The 19,363-nt window shown below is 68.1% G+C and carries 18 protein-coding genes; 8 read left to right on the top strand and 10 right to left on the bottom strand.

What is annotated here, in order from left to right:
- Positions 1-66 precede the first annotated feature (66 nt).
- The 3 genes from Pka01_RS30180 to Pka01_RS30190 form a co-directional block, all read right to left on the bottom strand.
- Positions 67-1,398 (bottom strand): ferredoxin reductase family protein, encoded by a 1,332-nt coding sequence (locus Pka01_RS30180; protein ID WP_203886319.1) that lies wholly within the window; start codon positions 1,396-1,398, stop codon positions 67-69.
- A 68-nt stretch (positions 1,399-1,466) separates the two neighbouring features.
- Entirely contained in the window at positions 1,467-2,084 is a 618-nt protein-coding gene (locus tag Pka01_RS30185; RefSeq protein WP_203886320.1) for a DUF305 domain-containing protein, read from the bottom strand.
- 811 nt (positions 2,085-2,895) lie between these two features.
- The gene (locus tag Pka01_RS30190) at positions 2,896-4,023 is read right to left on the bottom strand and encodes a DUF1996 domain-containing protein (RefSeq protein WP_203886321.1); all 1,128 of its coding nucleotides are present in this window, start codon (positions 4,021-4,023) and stop codon (positions 2,896-2,898) included.
- 486 nt (positions 4,024-4,509) lie between these two features.
- On the opposite strand from Pka01_RS30190, the gene Pka01_RS30195 reads away from it, so the two are divergent.
- From Pka01_RS30195 to Pka01_RS30205, 3 genes are all read left to right on the top strand, one after another.
- Positions 4,510-5,064: a hypothetical protein gene (locus Pka01_RS30195; RefSeq protein WP_203886322.1), complete on the top strand. Its 555-nt coding sequence runs from the start codon at positions 4,510-4,512 to the stop codon at positions 5,062-5,064.
- 38 nt (positions 5,065-5,102) lie between these two features.
- Positions 5,103-5,981, top strand: coding sequence for an N-acyl homoserine lactonase family protein (locus Pka01_RS30200; protein WP_203886323.1), 879 nt, complete (start codon positions 5,103-5,105; stop codon positions 5,979-5,981).
- A 61-nt stretch (positions 5,982-6,042) separates the two neighbouring features.
- Positions 6,043-6,534 (top strand): SRPBCC family protein, encoded by a 492-nt coding sequence (locus tag Pka01_RS30205; RefSeq protein ID WP_203886324.1) that lies wholly within the window; start codon positions 6,043-6,045, stop codon positions 6,532-6,534.
- Between the two features lie 182 nt (positions 6,535-6,716).
- Here the strand turns inward: Pka01_RS30205 and Pka01_RS30210 are convergent, their stop codons facing one another.
- Positions 6,717-7,766, bottom strand: a complete 1,050-nt coding sequence (locus Pka01_RS30210) for a GlxA family transcriptional regulator (protein WP_203886325.1) — start codon at positions 7,764-7,766, stop codon at positions 6,717-6,719.
- Between the two features lie 115 nt (positions 7,767-7,881).
- On the opposite strand from Pka01_RS30210, the gene Pka01_RS30215 reads away from it, so the two are divergent.
- The gene (locus tag Pka01_RS30215) at positions 7,882-8,811 is read left to right on the top strand and encodes an NADP-dependent oxidoreductase (protein WP_203886326.1); all 930 of its coding nucleotides are present in this window, start codon (positions 7,882-7,884) and stop codon (positions 8,809-8,811) included.
- A 179-nt stretch (positions 8,812-8,990) separates the two neighbouring features.
- Here Pka01_RS30215 and Pka01_RS30220 read toward each other — a convergent pair whose 3' ends face one another.
- From Pka01_RS30220 to Pka01_RS30240, 5 genes are all read right to left on the bottom strand, one after another.
- The gene (locus Pka01_RS30220) at positions 8,991-9,446 is read right to left on the bottom strand and encodes a MarR family winged helix-turn-helix transcriptional regulator (RefSeq protein ID WP_203886327.1); all 456 of its coding nucleotides are present in this window, start codon (positions 9,444-9,446) and stop codon (positions 8,991-8,993) included.
- A gap of 205 nt (positions 9,447-9,651) precedes the next feature.
- Positions 9,652-10,860 carry an MFS transporter gene (locus tag Pka01_RS30225; protein WP_308442298.1) on the bottom strand — a complete coding sequence of 403 codons (1,209 nt, stop codon included), beginning with the start codon at positions 10,858-10,860 and terminating at the stop codon, positions 9,652-9,654.
- Between the two features lie 63 nt (positions 10,861-10,923).
- The gene (locus Pka01_RS30230) at positions 10,924-11,700 is read right to left on the bottom strand and encodes a GntR family transcriptional regulator (protein ID WP_203886329.1); all 777 of its coding nucleotides are present in this window, start codon (positions 11,698-11,700) and stop codon (positions 10,924-10,926) included.
- Between the two features lie 90 nt (positions 11,701-11,790).
- Complete coding sequence (locus Pka01_RS30235; protein ID WP_203886330.1) at positions 11,791-12,102, bottom strand: hypothetical protein; 312 nt, start codon at positions 12,100-12,102, stop codon at positions 11,791-11,793.
- 99 nt (positions 12,103-12,201) lie between these two features.
- The gene (locus Pka01_RS30240) at positions 12,202-14,979 is read right to left on the bottom strand and encodes an ATP-binding protein (RefSeq protein WP_203886331.1); all 2,778 of its coding nucleotides are present in this window, start codon (positions 14,977-14,979) and stop codon (positions 12,202-12,204) included.
- A gap of 103 nt (positions 14,980-15,082) precedes the next feature.
- On the opposite strand from Pka01_RS30240, the gene Pka01_RS30245 reads away from it, so the two are divergent.
- Together Pka01_RS30245 and Pka01_RS30250 are read left to right on the top strand one after the other, a co-directional pair.
- Entirely contained in the window at positions 15,083-15,772 is a 690-nt protein-coding gene (locus Pka01_RS30245) for a hypothetical protein (RefSeq protein WP_203886332.1), read from the top strand.
- A gap of 442 nt (positions 15,773-16,214) precedes the next feature.
- On the top strand, positions 16,215-16,433 hold the full coding sequence (locus Pka01_RS30250) for a hypothetical protein (protein ID WP_203886333.1): 219 nt from the start codon (positions 16,215-16,217) through the stop codon (positions 16,431-16,433).
- A gap of 194 nt (positions 16,434-16,627) precedes the next feature.
- Here Pka01_RS30250 and Pka01_RS30255 read toward each other — a convergent pair whose 3' ends face one another.
- On the bottom strand, positions 16,628-17,029 hold the full coding sequence (locus tag Pka01_RS30255; RefSeq protein ID WP_203886334.1) for a hypothetical protein: 402 nt from the start codon (positions 17,027-17,029) through the stop codon (positions 16,628-16,630).
- Between the two features lie 312 nt (positions 17,030-17,341).
- On the opposite strand from Pka01_RS30255, the gene Pka01_RS30260 reads away from it, so the two are divergent.
- Together Pka01_RS30260 and Pka01_RS30265 are read left to right on the top strand one after the other, a co-directional pair.
- The gene (locus tag Pka01_RS30260) at positions 17,342-18,043 is read left to right on the top strand and encodes a hypothetical protein (RefSeq protein ID WP_203886335.1); all 702 of its coding nucleotides are present in this window, start codon (positions 17,342-17,344) and stop codon (positions 18,041-18,043) included.
- Positions 18,044-18,580: 537 nt separating this feature from the next.
- A complete protein-coding gene (locus tag Pka01_RS30265; protein ID WP_203886336.1) occupies positions 18,581-19,051 on the top strand; it encodes a hypothetical protein in 471 nt (156 codons plus the stop codon).
- Positions 19,052-19,363 lie beyond the last annotated feature (312 nt).

The following is a 19,363-nucleotide window of genomic DNA, read 5'->3' on the forward strand; positions in this document are numbered from 1 at the left end:
GTCCTCAGGGAGCGTCGACATGCGGCTTGATCCGGACGGATGATCAATAGGCGCCCGCAGGGTCGATCAGAAGTCGAACTGCTCCAAATGAATGCGGCGATCAGGCACACCGGCGCGACGTAGGGCATGCCGGGCCGCGGTCGTCATCCCGGCGGGACCGCACAGGTACACGTCGTGCATGGCCAGGCTGGGAATGAGGGCCCTCAGTGACCGTCCGGTCAGCGGTACGGCACGGCCGCGCCGTGATCCGGGTGTCTCGTCGACGGTGTAAAGGACCTTGGCGCCCCGCGCTGCCGCGATGGCGTCCAGCTCGTTGCGCAGGACCAGGTCCTCGTCCCGGCGAGCCAGGTAGACCAGCGTCACCTGGCCCGGCAAGGTCTCGAAAAGCGCGCGCAGCGGGCTGATGCCCACGCCACCGCCCACCAGCAGCACCTGGGGACGCCGCCGGCGAGCCGCGGTCAGCGCGCCGTACGGACCCTCGGCCCACACCCGGACACCGGGCCGCAGACCGGCGAGCGCGCGGCTGTGGTGACCGACCGCCTTTACGGTGATCCGCAGGAAGCGGGGGTTGGGCGGAGCGGATAACGAGTAGGGATTCGCGGTCCACCACAAGCCCCGAGTCAGGAATCGCCAGCGGAAGAACTGCCCGGGCTCGGCGCCTAGCTCGCGCAGGTGCTCGCCGATCAGGTAGGCCGACACCACGCCGGGCGACTCCCTGCGGATCTCGGCCACCGTGAGACGGTGACGCAGACCCCGGCGCACGGGCGTGAGGAAGCGATACCAGATCAGCAGGATGGTGGCAGACACGTAAAGAGCCAGCCACAGGGCTGTGGCCAGTTGGTCGCCGAGAAAGTCCGGCCCGAGCAACTGGTGCCCGTATGCCAGAAAGATCCCGGCATAGGTGACGAAATGCAGGTAATGCCAGAGCTCGTAGGGCAGCCGGCGCCGCACCTTCCGGACCGAGACGATCCCGACGCCGACGAGGAGCGCCAGACCGACCGTCGCCTCCGGCAACTCGGGCCCGTCCACGATCAGTCCCACGGAGTTGCCCAGCAGGCCCGCTCCGGAGCCGTCGACGCGGGCAGCGGTCGCGAAAACCATGTGCGCGAGCGAGAGCACGATCGTGTGCCGGGCGATCACCGCGTGCCAGCGGGCCAGGCGGTCAGAGCCGATCCCCCGGTCCAGCAGCGGCGTCCGCGACACCAGCGTCACGAGAATCGCGCAGGCATATCCGGCGAGCAGGCCGGTGAGCCGGCCCGCCCAGGCGAGCCAGCCGTCCAGCCCGTTCACCGAGCCCATCCCCGACCAGCATCCGGAGGTCGCGGCGATGGCGCCTCCGGCGATCAGGATGAGCACGACCAGCGGATGCGCGTGCGGCGCCGCTGCCCGTTCAGGCATCCTGCGCCGCCTGGGCGCGGTGGGAACGGCTTTGCCGTCGTGAACGGGTCGCACGGCCGCGGCGTTCCTCACTGCCCGACGCCTTCGAGCCCGGTGAGCTCACCCGCGTGAGCCTCGGCCATCGTCGCGGCGAACGCCCTGGTGTCCGCGTCGGCCCCCGCGTCCTGCTCTCCCCGCGCCACCAGCACGGACTGCCTGAGGAAGTCGCGCGCGTGCTGGGCGAAGAGCCGGTCGAACGCCGCGCCGTCGGCCGCGTTGATCACTTCGAGATCGGCCGCCGTCACCATGCCCGGCATGTTGTGTCCCTCGTGCACGTTCACGTACGGCGTGCCTGACCGGTCGAGCAGGCGGTGCAGGCGCCCCAGCTCGGCGCGATGCGCGGCGCCGAGGGTCTTGGACAACGACACGATCTCCGGGTTGGAGGTCTTGTCCAGGGCCAGATCGAAGAGCCGCACGGCCTGCTCGGTCATCGGGATCATCAGTTGCAACCATGCGACGTCGGTCGCGTTGAAGGAGTCCGACGAGGTGACCGCTGGTGCCGGCGCGCCGCCCGGAATCGGCTGTACGGCCTGCGCCTGCGCTGCCAGATGGCTCGAATGGGCGGCCGGCCCGGCGGCGACGCACCGCGTGACGAGCAACACCGTGACCGCTGCGAGGATCGGCGCACCGATCGTGCCCGCTCGCATGTCAGCTCCTCTCGCCAGGGGCGCTCGGATCTCGGAAGAAGCGAGGCCCAGATGCGGTGGCCGTGCCGGTCACGGACACCAAGCCGGCGCCCAGCAATGCGGCGAGCGCGCCGACGGCCATGACACGGCCGGCTCGACGTGCTTTGCCACCGGATGCGACGGCGCGCGGGACAGTCTCACTCATGAGGGATGAGGTCCTTGGTGGGAGAGGGTTGTGGACAGGCCGTTCTGGACGACGTCTCCGGCCGGATCGAACAGACCGGTCAGCAGGTGCGTCCCGCCGGAGGAGATCGTGCGGCATGGACGGCCGGCCCGGCACCCGTGCACCGGATCTGCTCGGTCTCAGACCGTGAGGCCATGACGAGAACGCTCTCCGTGCAGAGAGTCCTTTCTCTATGGAGACGCTGTGGAGACTCGCCGAATCACAGAAAAATCGAGCCGAATGCGATTGGCAACGAACGAACCACACGACATGGGGAACGATCCACAAAGGCTCCCTGGGAACGCGACATCATTCCCTTGCGGAAATATGCCAGCCGCGATCTTTCGTGCGCCCGGCGGACGGCGCTGACGACGTGACATTGCGGCGGATCTTTGTGTCCGTAAGCTCGTCGCCTGCCGGTGGAAGTCCCGTCCGGGTACCTGCCAGGAGGCCGAATAGCAGACTGGCGGCGTCACGTCGGCGCCATGCGACTGGACCAACCTGGCGCGCAGCACGGCGCATGCCGTTAATGAACATGGTTGCGTCCACCGTGCCGGTGACCCTGCGAATCGCGGAATCACCGGCACGGTCGTGCGACGTGGGGATCGGTCAGCTGTTCCAGCCGGGGGTGGTGCCGCACTTGGCGTCCGCGTTGATGCAGATCTTCACCAGCGCGCCGAGCTTCTCCGGCTTCCATGCGTTCATGAAGTCCCCGTGCATCGAGGACGCCATGCCCGACGACAGCTTCAGGCCGTTACCGCCGAGGGAGTTGTAGCCGACCATGAGCGAGATGTTGGGGACCGCGACCGGGTACTTGCCGGAGCACTTGCCGTTGGTGGCCGGCCCCATGTGCGACTTGTGGTCGGGCGAGTCGATGTGCTTGCCGTCCCAGCAGTCCTCGAACGTCACCTGACGAATCAGATTGCCGCCCTTCGCGCAGACCGGCCAGTTGCCGTCGGCGCTGCGTCCGGTCTCCGCGCTGCCGGCGCACCAGAACTGGCCGGAGGCGCCCTTCGGCGTCGCCACCTGTCGCTTGGCGTCACCGGTCACCATGACCAGACCCGGGGGGAACGGCACGACCGTCGACGGGTCCTTGAGCCGGGAGCCGTAGTACACGCGGAAGTTCTTCATTGGGACCGGCTTGCCGTCACGCAGCAGTTGCGGAACCCAGTAGGCGCTGTGGTCCCCGGGCGCGTTGCAGGTCGTGGGGCTCGCGAGCAGCTTGGCCGGCGTGGTGGTGGCATTCACTTTCGGACCGAAGAAAGTGTGCATGTGGGAGGCGCCAGGCAGACCGGGCAGCACGATCGGGTCGTCCGCCGCCTGGGAGGACACCGAGCAGTCGGTGTGGAACTCGGGGACTCGCACGATTCCCGCGGGGACCTTCTTGGGTGCGACCTTGCGGTAGACGTCCAGGGCCTGCTTCCATGCGGCCTGGTTCACCGGCACCCAGCCGCCGCGAACGGTGCTGGCCGCCGCGCTGCGCGACGGTGTCGGCGAGGACGGTGCCGACGGCTTGGCCGGGGTGGACGGCTTGGCCGACGTCGACGGCTTGGCCGACGTGGACGGCTTGGCAGGCGTGGACGGCGTGGACATTGCGGCCCCCGCGGCCGAGACGGTATCCGTCTCGGTTGCCGACTCGAGACCGCTGGACTGGGACGAACCGGAGGCGCCGGGGGGCGCCGCCTGGCTGTTGCAACCGGTGGTCAGGGCCACGGTGAGCAGCAGGACGGCAGCCACAGGTGGAAGTTTACTTACGCTGTTTTGCCAATTCATCGAGGAGCGCACCCTTTCTCTCGGGGAGGAACAATACAGCCCTGTGACCCTCTCTTTGGAAGAGAATGGTTAGGTCTACTTCGACTCGCCCGCATTGCGTCCGACCTGCCGCGTCAGTCCGATGTACTTTTCATTAAATTCTCAAAAAACTGTTGTCCGTCGATGATCCAGAGCGTCAGCACAATTGCCGGTTCCTTTGACCCGCAGGACAGTCCAACGTACGCATTGGACGGGCGCACCTTTTCGTTCGAGCGCGTGCCGGCCGCGCCCAGGACGTCGTCTGGCGGCATTGGGTCGGACTCGGACCCTGGCGTCCTGGTGGCCCCGCCGCCGATGGCGGTCACCGACTGCGCTCTCGAGCCGCAGGCGGGCGGGCGCGGTTCTCGAGTACCGCGATGCCGAAGGGCGGTATTGCTCCGAAGGACAGGTCCAAAGGAACTTGAGCTCCTCGTGTTCGACCTTTCGGTGCTGGATACGGCGGGGGCGGTCTCGTTCACCGGCCACTGCAACCTGACGCTCAGCGCGGCCCCGAACGGCACCCTGCTGCGGCTTGGCCTGCGCATCACGGAAACGAGCGCCGAGGCCGCCCCCACGATCGGCAAACTGGCCATGTTCCTCGCCGTCCGATACCGGCCTGGGTTCGCGGCCCGCAAGACCAAAGAGCCGAAGCCGGTCAACCTGGACACCCGGTGGGCCCGCTTCGCCCAGTGGAATCGCGAAGTCAGCAGGCGACGGCTGGACTCGATGAGCGATCGCCGGTGGGGAGTTCCCGTGACCCTGCTCAGCGCGTCGGTTGGGATTCCGCCGCTCTACGGCGTCGCCCTGATCGGCGGGGCGAGCCGGATGGGCTGGCTCAACTTCAGCCTCTCGGTTCTGGCCGAGGCCCAGCTCGGTGCGTGTCGGGACGACCTCGATTCCGACTGCGGCATCACGAGCACAGCCCGGAATGAATCCTCGATGGACCCACAGGTAGCCCTTGTTGTTCCACCTGTGCATGTCGTGTAATTTAATGACACGACATGCAATCTGGGAAAGGCTGCGAAATGACCCCCTCGACCGATCCGATCGCGCGTGTATCCGTCATCAGCACCGGCTCGGTGGCCATCAGGCCTGAGCATGTCGGGCCGACGTGGAAGAACGTCTACTTCTGGCTGTTCACCTCGACGCGGTGGACCGCTCCCCGGCCGATCAACGTCTATGTGATCGAGCACCGAGATGGCGTGGTGCTGTTCGACACCGGGCAGGACCGCGCCTCGGTGACCGACCCGGACTACTTCCCCGGCGGAATCAACGGGCTGATCTACTCACGTCTCGCCAAATTCGTCGTCGAACCCGACCAGACACTCACGGCCGGCCTGTCCCGGTTGGGGTACGCCATCCACGACGTGGACACCGCGGTGATCTCACACCTGCACCAGGACCACATCGGTGGATTGCCGCTGCTCGGCCATGCCGACATCGTCATCAGCCAGGACGAGTGGCAGTCCCTGCACAAGCCGCTGCCGGAGGCCCGCGGCCTGATGCCGTCACACATCGACCTGCCAGGGCTCAACTGGAAAACGATCACACCCGAGCCGCTCGCGGATCCGGCCCTGGCACCTTTCGACAACGGCCACGACCTGTTCGGCGACGGAAGCATCGTGCTCCTGCCCACTCCTGGGCACACACCCGGCTCGCTGTCCATGCTGATCCGCCGCCCAGGCCACGCCCCCCTGATGCTGGTCGGCGACCTCACCTACGACGCAGATCTCCTGGCCATGGGCCGACTGCCCGGAGTGGGCGACAAAAGGCAGATGCGCGACGCGGTCGGCAAGGTGAACGCCCTGCGTGGCTCGATGCCCGGCCTGACGGTCCTGGCCGCCCACGACCCTGGAGCGGCCGACCGCCTCGCCGAGACGCTCGACCACGTCCCGAGCGCATGAGACCGGCGTTATCCGATCCGCCCGGGCTCACCTGTCCGGCATTTCACCAAAGGAGTGAACGATGATCACAGGCTTGTTCGGATCCTCACGGACGAAAAGGAACGTCAGGTTCCGCAACACGTTACGCATCGAGCGTCCGGTCAGCGTGGTGTTCGACTATCTAGCCGATCTGCGCAACCTGCCCGCGTGGAACCATGCGATTCGCAGAACTCAACCGGTCACGCCGGGACCGGTTCGTCTCGGCACCGTGTTCGAGCAGTTCCGCACCCTGCCCAGGCCCATGTGGGAACGGCTCGAGATCATTGAGTACGAGCGCGACCGCCGCCTCGTGATCGAAGGCGGCTTCGGGTCCTTCCAGGGGCGCGCGATCTACGATCTCGAGAGGTCCGCCACCGCGACCGACCTGGTCAACGAGATGGAACTCGAGGCGAGGGTACTGAGCATGCCGAGCGGCCTGCTGGCCCGTGGCATGACCGGTGCCGTCGCCCGGAATCTGCAGGTTCTGAAGGACATCCTCGAGTCTCCTGACGCGGGGAACGGATTCGTACGGTGACGCGGCTTCGGCCGTCTCCCGTCCCGGCCGGCCGATCAAGAGGGAACAGCGCGGACACATGCCGTCGGCCTGCTTCGTGACACGCCACCATCGCCGCACTCACGGGCGAAGACCGACGGCACGTGAGGCTGACGCTCACGACAACCGGCCGGACGGGCGCTCGTGCCAGGCCCGGGCGCGCCTCAGCAACGAGCTCTTCCGACTGAAGCACCCCGGCCCGGTCCGGCACTGTGATCATCTCCTGCGCGAGGCCCGAGGTCTGGTCGGGCGGCGGGGATCGCCGCGTGGAAGGTGTGGCGATACGCGGTGGGCGATACGCCCAAGGCTGCGGTCATGTGCTGCCGCAGCGAAGCGCCTGTTCCGAAACCCGCCTCCACAGCGACTCCGTCCACTGGGAGGTCGGTGGTCTCCAGCAGGCGGCGGGCGTGTTCGACGCGCTGTCGGATGAGCCACTGACCCGGCGTCACGCCGACCTCCTCCCGGAAGCGGCGGGAGAAGGTACGGACACTCATCTGGGCGCGCCCGGCCATCTCCGACAGGGAGATAGGCCGGTGGAGGCGCTCGAGGGCCCACGCGCGGGTCGCGGACGTGGATGAGGCCGTCGGCTCCGGGACGGGTCGTTCGATGAACTGCGCCTGGCCACCCTCCCTCCACGGCGGTACGACACAGCGCCGCGCAACCTGGTTGGCGATCTCGGCTCCGTGGTCGCGGCGCACAAGATGGAGGCACAGGTCGATCCCCGCCGCCACACCGGCGGCTGTAAGGACGTCTCCGTCGTCCACGAACAGCACGTTGGCATCCACATCGACCTGCGGGAACATCCGCTGGAAATGCTCGGCGACGTTCCAGTGCGAGGTGGCGGGACGGCCGTCGAGCAGACCCGCGGCGGCGAGCACGTAGGACGCCGTGCAGATGGACATCACTCGCGTCCCGGGGCGGATCCGGGCCAGCGCGGCGGCGACAGGTTCGGGTAGCCAGTCCTGTGTGTCCTCCGGGTCGCATACGAACGGCGGGATGACCACGGTGCCGGCCGTGGCGACGACGTCGATGCCGTAATCCACGTTGATGCTGAAGTCGGCGCTGGTCCGGACGGGTCCAGCGGTGACGCCGCAGGTCACCACCTCATAGAGCGGCTTTCCTTCGGCTCCTGTCGCGGTGCCGAAGATCCGCTGCGGGATCGTCAGCTCGAACGGGTACACGCCGTCCAGGGCCAGGACTGCGACGCGATGCATGGCCAGATCCTTCCACATATTGGCGATCTAGCCACTCGCCGAGGTTTCCTCTCGGATGGCAGCCTGAGCGGACCCGGCGGTCCGGCCGGGACGGCTCCAGACAGGGAGACAGGTCATGCGCGCAGTGGTCCAAGACGACTTCGGCGGGCCCGAGGTGCTGAAGATCACCAATGTGGACCGGCCCGAGCCGGGCCCGGCGGAAGTGCTGGTCCGCGTGCGCGCGGCTGCGGTCAACCCGACGGACGTCTGGCACAGGATGAGCGGCGGGCTGGCGGGGCGGGTCGTCCGGCTGGGCTGGGACGTGTCCGGCGTGGTCGAGGCCGCCGGCGCGGGCGTCACACTCTTCGCGCCGGGCGACGAGGTCATGGGCCTGCCACGCCACCCGCTCCCGGCCGGGACGCATGCCGAGTACGTGGTCTCCCCGGCGCGGCATCTCGTGCGCAAGCCCGCCTCTCTCACCCATGAGGAGGCAGGAGCGCTTCCGCTGGCCGGCCTGACCGCCTGGCAGGCACTCGCCGAAATCGCCGATGTGAGACCGGGGCAGCGCGTGCTCGTCCACGCCGCGGCAGGCGGCGTCGGCCACATCGCGGTCCAGATCGCCCAGGCACGCGGGGCGTACGTCATCGGCACGGCTCGCGCCGCCAAGCACGAGTTTCTACGCCGGCTCGGCGCGGACGAGCTGATCGATTACATGGAGGTGGACTTCGCCGAGGTGCTGAGCGACCTGGACGTGGTGATCGACACCATCGGCGGCTCGTACGGCCCGCGCTCGCTTCGTACTCTTCGCGAGGGCGGCATCGTGGTGTCCCTCGCCTCTCCCGGCGAGGCTTATCTGGCAGACGAAGCGCGGGCTGTCGGAAGGCGCGCCACATTCATGGTCGTCGAGTCGGACCAGGCGGGACTGCGCGAACTCGCGGCACTCGCCGAGGCGGGCCGACTGCTCCCTGAGATCGCCGCCGTCTTCCCACTGGACGCCGTCGCCAAGGCCCACGATCTCCTCCAGACCGGCCACACCACCGGCAAGATCGTTCTCACGCTGCCCTGATGTTCGTTCGATGGAGATCGCCCGCTGAGCCGGGGCGACGGGGGCCGCCGCCTGCCGCAGCCGACTGGCGCCGGTCCGCAACTCAGTCATGATGACTCGGGCGCGGAGGCGCTGCAGGAAGTCAAAGACGCCGGCGGCGCCAAATCCACTTCGCGACTGTCACTCGCTCAGCCGGCTTCTCAAGAGGCGATGCGGCGGGCCAGGGCCCGACCGGCCGGCAGGTCGGCGACGAATGCTCGGAGAAAGCCGGTGATCTGATCGGTGTCGCGCCCCTCGACAGCGGCGTCGATGGACCGGTAGAGGTCCTCTTCGATCGCGGTGATCTGCCCGGCGAGCCGCCGCCCCTCCTCTGTGAGGGTCAATTCGACGTGGCGGCGATCGAAAGCCGATATCTGGCGGTCGACCAAGCCCGCGGACGTGAGCCGGTCGACCAGCCTGCTGGGACTGTTCCCGCTCTCGCAGACCAGCAGGTCGCCGAGGCTGTTGAGGGCGAGCGGCTGGTGGTCCTGCAGGATACGGATCACTTCGGCCTGTGAAGGGGTGATGCCCAACGGTCGCAGGGCTTGGAGGAGCAGCCGATTCCCCTCTCGCTGGGCGGCCAGGATGAGGTACCGGAGTTCTTCGGTGGGTCTCATGCGATGGGGCACCGGCACCTTCTTGATCGAAGTCGTCGCGTCGCGGTCGCAAATAGATTACGCGACATATATGCCACGTCAACGGCAAGCTCAGACGATGTGGACGCCCGAGCCGAGTGCTCCCAGTCGCCCCATCGCCACGCGTTGTCCGGCTCGTGATGGTCGGCAGGCGGGCCGCCCTGTCCGGGCTGGTCGGGAGCCGGTGTCAGGCCTGTGCGGGAGAGGTGACGAACATCCGCCGACCGGCGAGCATAAGCGCCGCGCCCGCGGTGACTCCACACGCCCCCATCACCGCGGCGACAGACGGCCCGCCGTGGAGCAGCAGCGATCCACCGGCGGCCGAGCCGCCGGCGATGCCGGCGCCCACCAGCGTCACCAACCAGGAGAACGCCTCCGTGACGGTTCCCTCAGGGGCGAGGTCGCCCACCATGCCGAAGGAGACGGAGAGCAATGGCGCGAAGAAGACCCCGGTGACGACGGCGACCACCGCCATGCCGGCCGGCCCGGGCACGAGGGCCACCAGCCAGTAGGAGGCCGCCATGCCGAACGCCAGCAGCGCCGCCTTCCGCGCGGGTGTGGCCGGCCAGTGGCGTGCGCCGTAGGTCCCGTAGCAGATCGCGCCGATGAGGGCCCCCGTGGCGTTCAGCGCCAGCAGGGTCCCGGCTCCGCCCGGAATGTGGTGGGAGTCGGCATAGGCCACGCTGAAGACGTTGAACGACCCCACGGCCAATCCCGCTCCGGCCAGGCCGAGGATGAGCAGCAGCAGGGCGGGGCTGTGCAGAGCGCCTAGCCAGTGCGGTGTCCGCACGGCCGGTGCCCATGATCGTGAAGGCTCCGAGGTGCTCATCACGAGGGCGCCGACGAGGCCGAGAGCCGCCGACACCCACAGGGCCGCCTGGGGTGACCCCGCCGCCGCGATGCCGGTAACCGCCAGAGGTCCGGCGATGAAGAGCAGTTCCTGGGCGCCGGCGTCCAAGGAGTAGGCGGATTCCAGTTCGCGGGGCTCCACCAGTTGTGGCCACAGGGCGCGCAGGCACGGCTCGAGGGGAGGGGTGGCGGCTCCGGCGATGACGGCGCCGAGGAAGGCGAGCGCCGTGCTGTGCGGTGCCAGCGCCAGCACCGCGTATCCGCCTGAGGCGACGATCGCCGACGCGGTGAGGACCTTCGGTTGCCCGAGCCGGTCGACGCAGCGTCCCAGGAGCGGCCCCGCGATCGCCTGCGCCACGGCGAAGGTTCCGGTGACCAGACCCACGGTCGCGTAATCGGCGCCTGCCTGACGGAGTGTCAGCGCGATGGCCAGGGCGGCCATCGCCGCGGGGAGGCGCCCGATCAGGGAGCCGCCCAGGAGACGGCCGACGTAGGGACGGCGCAGGACGACGGTGTACGGCATGGTGATCCTTGCAGCGGGGTGGATGACGGTCGCGGCCCGGCGCTCGGGCCGTGAGCGGGGCCGGGGGAGGGGCTGGGAAGGGCGCCGCTACCCGGTCTGCAGGATGGACAGGTGGCCTGCCCGGCTGAGGACCAGGTGCTTGGCGAGGTAGCACGGGGCGCCGCTCAGTGCGGCCGTCTGCGTCATGATCAGGACGGGCTCGCTCGCGGGGGTTCCGAGGAGCGCCGCACGTGACTCACCGGGAACGCCCGGCATGATCCGGACGGCTCCGGGGCCGATCCGCGGCCCGTACCTGTCCAGGAGGATCGACAGCAGGCTGCCGCTGTCGGCCGTCCGCATGGCGGCGATCGCGTCGCTGGTGCCGGCGTCGATCGCCCCAGCGGCAGGGAAGTGCTCCTGACTGAGCGCGACCGCCTCGCCGTCGCGGGACAGGACGGTCTCGAAGAACCAAGTCGCGGCGTTCGCCGGCAGTCCTAGTCCCTCGGTGACGAAGGTGGCGGACTGATGCTGGAGCGTCACCTCGCTGCGGCTGAGCACGACCGGAGATGCCGGCGTGCTCAGGAGTTCCTCGAGCGGCCTGATGCGTTCGAGCCCCATCGGCGGGAGGGTGTCGGCCACGAAGCGTCCGACGCCACGGCGGGAGAAGAGGAAACCATCCTCGTCCAGGAGCATCAGGGCCTCCCGCACGACAGTGCGGCTGACCCCCATGAGCTGTCCGAGTTCCGTCTCCGTCGGGATCATGGACCCGGGCGGCAGCACTCCGGAGCGGATGGCGTCGAGGATGCGACTGTGGACCCGGGCCCGCAGTGGGACGCCGGTGTCTCGCGGGATCTCCTCGGACAGGAAGGAGAGGCGGTCGACCACGTGGCATCGTCTCCGGGGTGCGGCGGGAGTTGTTATACAAGCTCATCATACAACCCCACCGAATCGCGAAATGTCGGCCTTGGGGCGGGTTCAGCGCGGAGGACTGTCCGGGTGCTCCGCGTGGGCGACGACGTCCACGGTGGTGAGGACGGCGCTGACGACGCCGACCCGGGCGGCCTGCCGGGTACCACTCTCGACAAGTGCCTTGAATCTGCCGGCCGACTCCAGGTCGTGGAAAACGGCCGTCGTGTGACTCCTGCCGCTCTCCGGATCGTGCATCCAGTAGCCGGTCAGAAACCCGGGCTGGCGCCTGACGAGCGGGATGATCTCTTCCCGCAGCAGGCGGTGCTGCTCGTCGTGCCAGGCCGGGTCCACCGTCCAGATTCCGATCACCGCATGCATGACGCCGGATCCTCCCTCAGCCGCTCGATCGGCTACGCCATCGGTCAGGCTAGGCACCTCGATGCCGGCTGCCATCGGGGGGATCACTCAGGCCGGTACTCAGCCGGCGTGCCTGCGCGCGGTGTACCAGGCGGCGACGCCGGCGCGGGAGTCGAAGCCGAGCTTGGTCAGGATGTGCGTGACGTGGTTTTCCGCCGTGCGTTCCGCCATGCGCAGGCGGTGCGCGATCTGCCGGTTGCTGAGCCCCTCGGCGATGAGTTCGGCGACCTGTTCCTCGCGTGGGGTGAGCACGCCCGCGCGTCCCCGGGCCTCATGCAGCGCCTCGGCGTCGGCCAGCAGCGACGGCATGCCCAGGCGGCGGGCGATCCGCAGCGCGCCGTCGAGATGCTCCTCGGCGGCCGCGCCCGCGCCCGACGGCGGGTGCAGTCGCAGCAGCCTGGCCAGTTCGAATCGTGTGTACGCCTCGTACGGCGCCGAGCCCATCGCCTGGCAGGACGCCAGCGCGGCGTGCAGATGATCCCCTGCAACCTCCCACCGGCGCAGGAGCGTCGCGAGCATGCCGAGATACAGCGACACGGGGCCGGAGCTCGGGTTGTGCGCTATGGGGGCCACCTGCCGGTCGGCGTACGGAAGCAGGGCCTCGTAGACGGCCGCGGCCGTGACGCGGTCGTCGAACGCGACGCAGAGCTGGGCGTTCCCGGCCCCGGAGACGATCCACTCCGGTGCGTCACGGGGGAAGGCGGCCAGATGCGGGGTGATCGCCTCCCACAGGGCTTCGGCGTCGTCACGTCGTCCCATGCCGGTGAGCACGAGCGCGTGCCAGCTCCGCGCCAGGTACGGGCCGGTCTCCACGAACCCGCGCACCGCGGCCTCGACCTGGTCGAGCCCCGCCCCGTTCTGCAGGCCCAGATGCGAGCGGAAGACCAGGTGGATGAACGCCGCGCCCTCGTGGCCGGCGCGTAATCCGATCGCCAGCGCCTCGTCGGCGAGCCCACCCGCCTGCTCGAACCGGCCCTCCAGCAGCGCCACCGCCGCCTGCGTCAAGATGAGCCTCCACCGCCACAGCGGCTCTCGCAGTTGAGCCACCACGACGCCGAACGCCTTCAGTTCGGTGTCGAGCTGGACTCGTCGGCCCAGCTCCCAGAACGCGTCGAGCCGCCAGGTGTGTCCCCAGGCCGCGTATTCATGGTGTCCGGTCTCGCGCGCGAGACGGATCGCGCGTTCACCGATCGACAGCTGCTCCAGCACGTGCCGGCCGTCGGCCAGCTCGGTGTAGCGCGCCTGCATGGCCAGGAACCGGGCGTCGGGATCGCCGGTCGCCTCGGCCGTCCGCAGGGCGCGCAGGCCCAGGTCGCTCTCTCCGCGTTCGGCGAAAGGGTCTGCCGTGATGACGAGCTGTGCCAGCGCCTTCGCCTCGCGCACCTCATCGGAGCCGTCCAGCAGGTTCAGCGCCTCCCGGCACATCACGTGGATCGCAGCCGTCACCGGCGAGTTGGAGATGCCGCGCAACACGGTCGCGGCGTCCGCAACGACCGCTCCCTCGCCCGTCGCCCGCCCCAGGTCGGCCGCGATCTGGCACGACCGCCACGCCTCCTCGACCGCGCCGGAACGGAACTCGCATCGTGCCAGCTCCAGCAGCAGTTCCGGCTGCTGAGCGGCGCCGTTCGGCAGCAGCGTCAGCAGGTCGAGCGCCGCACGGTACTGGAAGGCCGCGTGCTCGTAGGCCAGTTGGGCGCGTGCCCTCGTCGCGGCCGCACGCGTGACCCGCAGCGCCTCCTCCGCGTTGCCGAGCGGAGCGGACTGACGCAGGTGGTATGCGAGGGCGTCGACCGGAACGTCCTGCGCACTCATCGACCTGACGACGTCGGCCGCCTGCGCGTGCAGCCGGCGGCGCGTGGCGGTGGGCAGCTCGGCGTACAGCACCTCCTGGGTCAGCACATGTGTGAAGCGCAGAAAATGCCCGTCGGCGCGGATCACCTCCGCCGCGAGTGCGGGATCCAGGAGGTCGAGCGCGTCCTCGACGCTCTCGCCGACGAGCGCACCCAAGGCCTCGCCGGTGAAGTCGCGACCCAGCACCGCGGCATGCCGTAGCAGCCGGCGGGTCGCGGCCGGGAGGCCGTCCAGGCGGCGTCCGACGACATGGCGCACGCCGCCGGGCAGTCCGAGGTCGAGGGTCCCGGCCGTCTCGACCAGCCGCAGCAGCTCCAGCACGAACAGCGGATTGCCCTCAGCACGCTCCTCCACCGTCCGCAGCAGGGCACGCGCCGGGCGATGCCCGAGCACATGCTCAGCCAGCTCGGCGACCTCGGCCGGGGCGAGGCCCCCCAGGCTGAGGCGGGTGGAGGCCCGCTCCCGGGTCAACGGCAGCAGCGCCTCGGCCGGGCCCGCGTGCGGGAACCCGTCGCCGGCGCGATAGAGCCCGATCACGAGCAACCGGGAGTCGGCGACCGCCGACGCGACCGCCTGCAGCAGCCGTATCGACGGAACGTCCGCCCAGTGCAGGTCGTCGAGGACCAGCAGCAGGCCGGCATCTTCGGCCGCGCCGCGCAACACACCCACGACGTCCTCGAAAAGGTGAAAGCGGCTGCCCGTCTCCGCGGCCGCCGGGTCGAGCGGCAATGCGGAGGAGTGCCCCAGCTCGCGCAGGATCTGGACCCACGGCTGGTACGCGGGTGCGCCTTCACCCTCGCGGCAGGCACCCCACACCGTCCGCACACCGGCACGCCGCGCGAGATGCACGACCGAATGGGCAAGAGCCGTCTTTCCCGCACCGGCCTCGCCCTCCACCAGGACCAGCGCACCGCTGCCCTCGCGGGCCGCGGCCACACGCCTTTCCAGAGCTGCCAGCTCTCGGACCCGGCCGACGAAGACCTCCATTGAATGATCGTAAACTCCGGTCCGGACGGTGTGGGGGGTCTGAGTACTTCGCTGAGTGGTTTCCCGGATGGCGTCGCGCCGACCGTTCTCTACCGTCCGGCATATGAACATCACCTCCGCAACCGGGACGCAGCCCGGTTTCGTGCGCGTCTCCGGCCGGCTCTGCCTGGCCGGCGCGATCGTCGGCGTGCTCGTCGCGCTGGTCGGCCTCTTCGTGTCGCCCTCCGTCGGCACCGACCGGTACAGCTACCCGCACACTCCGGGGGCCTTCGCCGTCTCGGAAAGTCTGATCATCGTCAACCACCTGCTGTTGCTCGCCGGTGTGTTCGGGCTCATCCGCTCCGGTGCCGCCGGCGGCGGTCTGGGCCGGGCCGGTTCGTGGACGGCCATGGTGGGTCTCGTGGGGCTGACCTTCTGTGAGGCCGGCGCGATCGTGCTGGCCGACTCCGCGTATCCCACGTCGCAGACCGACGCCCTCGATACGGGCTACGGCATCACCAGCATCCTCATCGGCATCGGGTTCGTCCTGGCCGGAATCGCCACCATCAAGACCAGGCAGTGGACGGGATGGGCCGCGTACGCCCCGCTGACCTGCGGCCTGGCGGTCTTCCTGCTCGTCCTGCCCGGTGTCTTCCTGTTCGGCGACGACACCTTCACCGTCGGCCGGCTGACGCTCATGGCCTGGATGCTCGCCTTCGCCGCGCTCGGCCTGGCCCTGGGCCGCCGGGCACCGGTGGAAGCGGCCGCCGGCCTTCGTCCCGCACAGAGCCCATCGACTGCGAGCGATCGGTGAGATCCGCTTGCTCCGGCCGGAATGGGGTGCCGACTCAGCAGCCGGTTCCCTGAGGCGAATCCGCTTGATCACAAGTCCGACCCGGCCGAGCCAGCGACGTACTGATGTTCACCGGTGACATGCGCCATCGGACGCATTCGCCGGCATCAGATCGGCGCGGGCTCGGCGCCGGCATGTGGTCGACGCTCGCGGATGTTCGCGCAGGTGACTGCCACTTGTGCCGCAGAGCGGATGCGCGTTCTGTTTACTTCACACCGAAGAGGTCACCCGGCCTGGTCTCAAGGTCGACCTCGCTTGGTACGGTGCCGGCGAGGTAGGGAGGGCACAGGGGGATCGGCATGACGGCTCACACGGCGCTGACGGCGCTCCGCGAGGGAGGGCTGATCTGCACGGAGAAGAGCATGGAGTCGTTCGTAGCCCGCCCGGTGCGGTCGGAGGAGTCGTGACCAGACGTCAGGAAATCATCCGGGCGGTGCTGTTCGCGGCACTCGCTCTCGCTGCGCCTCTCGTCCTTTTGTCCTTCCTGCTGCTTGATGTGCCATGGGGCACTTTGATCATGGCCGCGTGGCTCGGGGCGGGCGTAGGCATCTCGCTCTGGGAACGGCGGCTGCAGAAGATTCAAGCTGACCCGCGTACTCCGATCGAGGCCCGCCCGGAGTGACTGTGACCAGACGCCACGATGATGAGCTCTCTTGACCCGGCGCTCAAGGACGCGCTTCGTCAACTGAGGGCCGTTCGCTCCAACCGTCCAGATCATTCCGCCAAACCATCGGTGCCGTTCCCTGATAAGGAAGAGGTCCCAGGTTCAATGGGGCGCTTCGTGCCGCCCCGCGCCCGAGCTAGTGGACCGCTCTCTCAGCGGACCCCCAGCCAATAGAAGACGAAGACGAGAGCCCACAGCGCAATAATGGCCATTGGCAGGCCAGGCATTATTTGAACTGCTGTCCGTCGAAGCCGGATAAACCGCCTAGGCGCCAAGCCGACGAAGAGCCCCACTACCAGCCAAACAAGGGGAGTGGCAAGCCATCCGAAGCTACCTACGGTTAGCCACATACCCGTTGGGCCACATGCAGTGGTCCAGGATTTCCTGTACAGATCAAAATCACACTCATGCATGACCTGCCCGCTCACCAGGGCACCGGCGACGAAGGCCGCGACCCACGCCATGATCGCGGTAAGCATCGCCCGGGAAACCCGCCCCTCCGGTCGCGAGAACTCCACACCCGTAACCGTCGAGTCGGTCGAGACATCAGCCATGATCGGCATTGTACGTTTGCCTCGATCGTCAGCGAGTCCAGGGCAGAGAGGGCCGGGGCGCTTTGGGGGCACACGGCTTTCATAGAGTGCTGGCAAGCGATGACAACGAACGGAAGCGTTTTCCCAGGTCGCTTGTGGTTCAGAGCGAATCCGTGCAGGTAGAGAGCGTGCGCAATCTGAACCCGGCCTACAGGCCGACTCTAGGCGTGCCGCCTAACCCCGATCAGTCCCGCCGCGGTGCAACTGCGAGAGCGGGCTCCTGAGAGAGGATGCACCGAGAGGATGTCGCCGACGTCCGATTAGATGATCCTTATGACTGCTTATGACGTGGCCCGGCTATTGCCGGATGTCCCGGTGCTTCGCGACCTGTGCCGCTCTATGGCGGTGCTGGAGGCGGTCCTGAGTCCGGACTGGGAGAGCCGCTACCACTCCTTCGACGCGAACTGGGATCCGGCGGAGGAGATGGCATCGATGCGGAACGGCTCGGGAGACGAATACTCCATCGTTTTCTTGGCCGGCGGCGCGTATATCCGCGGTTTCGATCACGAGGCGGTGATGAGCCCTTATGGGAACGACGGCCCGTGGCCGGGGCTGCTGGAATCTGTCCCGGACACCTTCCACCACTGTGTGGAGGAGCCCGCGTTCTGCGATGAGGACGGTATGCCGGTCGTGACCGTCTGCCTGTGGCGGGAGGATGCCGACGACCGTTGGCGGGTGGGAGAGATCGAGTATCCGGAGGCTGAGAGGGACCCCGACGGCTCCGCGCACCTGTTCGCGCTGCTTATCGATCCGTCTCCGGAGGCGTTCCAGCGGTTCGCTGAGGACTACTACGAAGTTCCCGTGAACCTGGATGCGGTGCGGCACATCTATGCTCTCCGTCCGCTGACGCAGGCAGTGGTCACCCTGCTTAACGCCGACCTCACCTTGGAGGACCTTGCCGAAGACCTTGCGGCGTGCCGCTATCCGTCTGCCACAGAGTGGGATGCAAGTAGACCAGCGGGCTCCTCTGCGTGACGAACTGCGTGACAACGCCAACGGATGCGTTCCAGAAGTCGTTGAGTGTCTCGACCTCCCGACCGCGGAGGTCAACGATCAACTCGCTGTCCGTCATCCCGGAGACTATCCAGCGGCCAGTGGCGGGTACTGCTGACGAGTGCACTGCACGATCACTTGCGTGCCACAGATGTGCCAGTCGAGACGGTCAACGAGGAAACCGCGGGGACTCGCGGGCGGCACGTTCTCGGACAGCGTGATCTTGTTCGGCGAGGCTACGTTCTCGGGCGGAAAGGTCGCGTTTCAGCGGGCCACGTTCTCGGACGGCAAGGTCCTGCTCGACGACCCTCGGGATTGGTCTCGGCCGCCAACTGGCCTTCCTGATCAGGCACCAGGACTGCGCTTGCCCACGTCCAGGGACGGGACCACAGAGGCAGCACCGCTGTCGGACCTCGGTTGATGGTTGACGGATTGGTCTCGGGTGATGATTTATATGATCACAGCAAGGCTGACCCCCAAGCTCGGGCCTTCGTGACGCCATCGGGCATCCTGGGCGCCGTGAGTGATATGTACATCCGTCTGATTCCGACCGACCTGAATTGGCAGCCGAGCCCCGAGGTCGCCGGCGCGGCCGTGGCCTACGTCGCCGGGCTCTTCTCTGGTCCCGGCGATGCCGTGGAGTATGTCGACTATGAGTTCTACGACCGGATCACCCTGATAGACGCTGGCGAGAACACCAGCCAGATCACGTGCTCGCGCTGCCGAAGTGATATCAGCGTGGACTGGTTGGGCGACGTGGTCAGGGAAAACGGCGGCGTGAGCTTCGACCACCTGGACATGACGGTGCCCTGCTGTGGCGCCGTGGTCGGGCTGGATACGCTCCACTACGACTGGCCGGTCGGCTTCGCGCGATTCGAGGTGAGTGCCATGAACCCCACTCGCGCCCAATACGAACTCGACGCCCAGGAACTCGCCGACATGGCCAGCATTGTCGGCCACCCCGTTACCCAGGTCCTCGCGCACTACTAATCAGGCACGCCTCCGGATTGATCATGTCGACCGTCAACCGAGGCCGCAATGTCAAGCATCAACCGAAGCAGGACAATGTCAGACCGCGGTTGATGCTTGACGCTTCGGCCCCGCCTGATGCTTTACATGATCACGGCTAGGCCGGCGACACTTCCTCTTCTGCCGATGTGCGGACGTCAGACCGGGCGCAACAGCAACCCAGCCTTACGGCTGCGGACGCTCAACAGACCGGACCAACAGCGCAGGCCGAAGCAATCTGAATCTCGCAGTACGGCAACACGTGGAGTCGTGTTGGACGTCCGCAGACGTGCT

It is taken from the genome of Planotetraspora kaengkrachanensis (genome assembly GCF_016862895.1).
In the GTDB taxonomy this organism is placed as follows: domain Bacteria; phylum Actinomycetota; class Actinomycetes; order Streptosporangiales; family Streptosporangiaceae; genus Planotetraspora; species Planotetraspora kaengkrachanensis.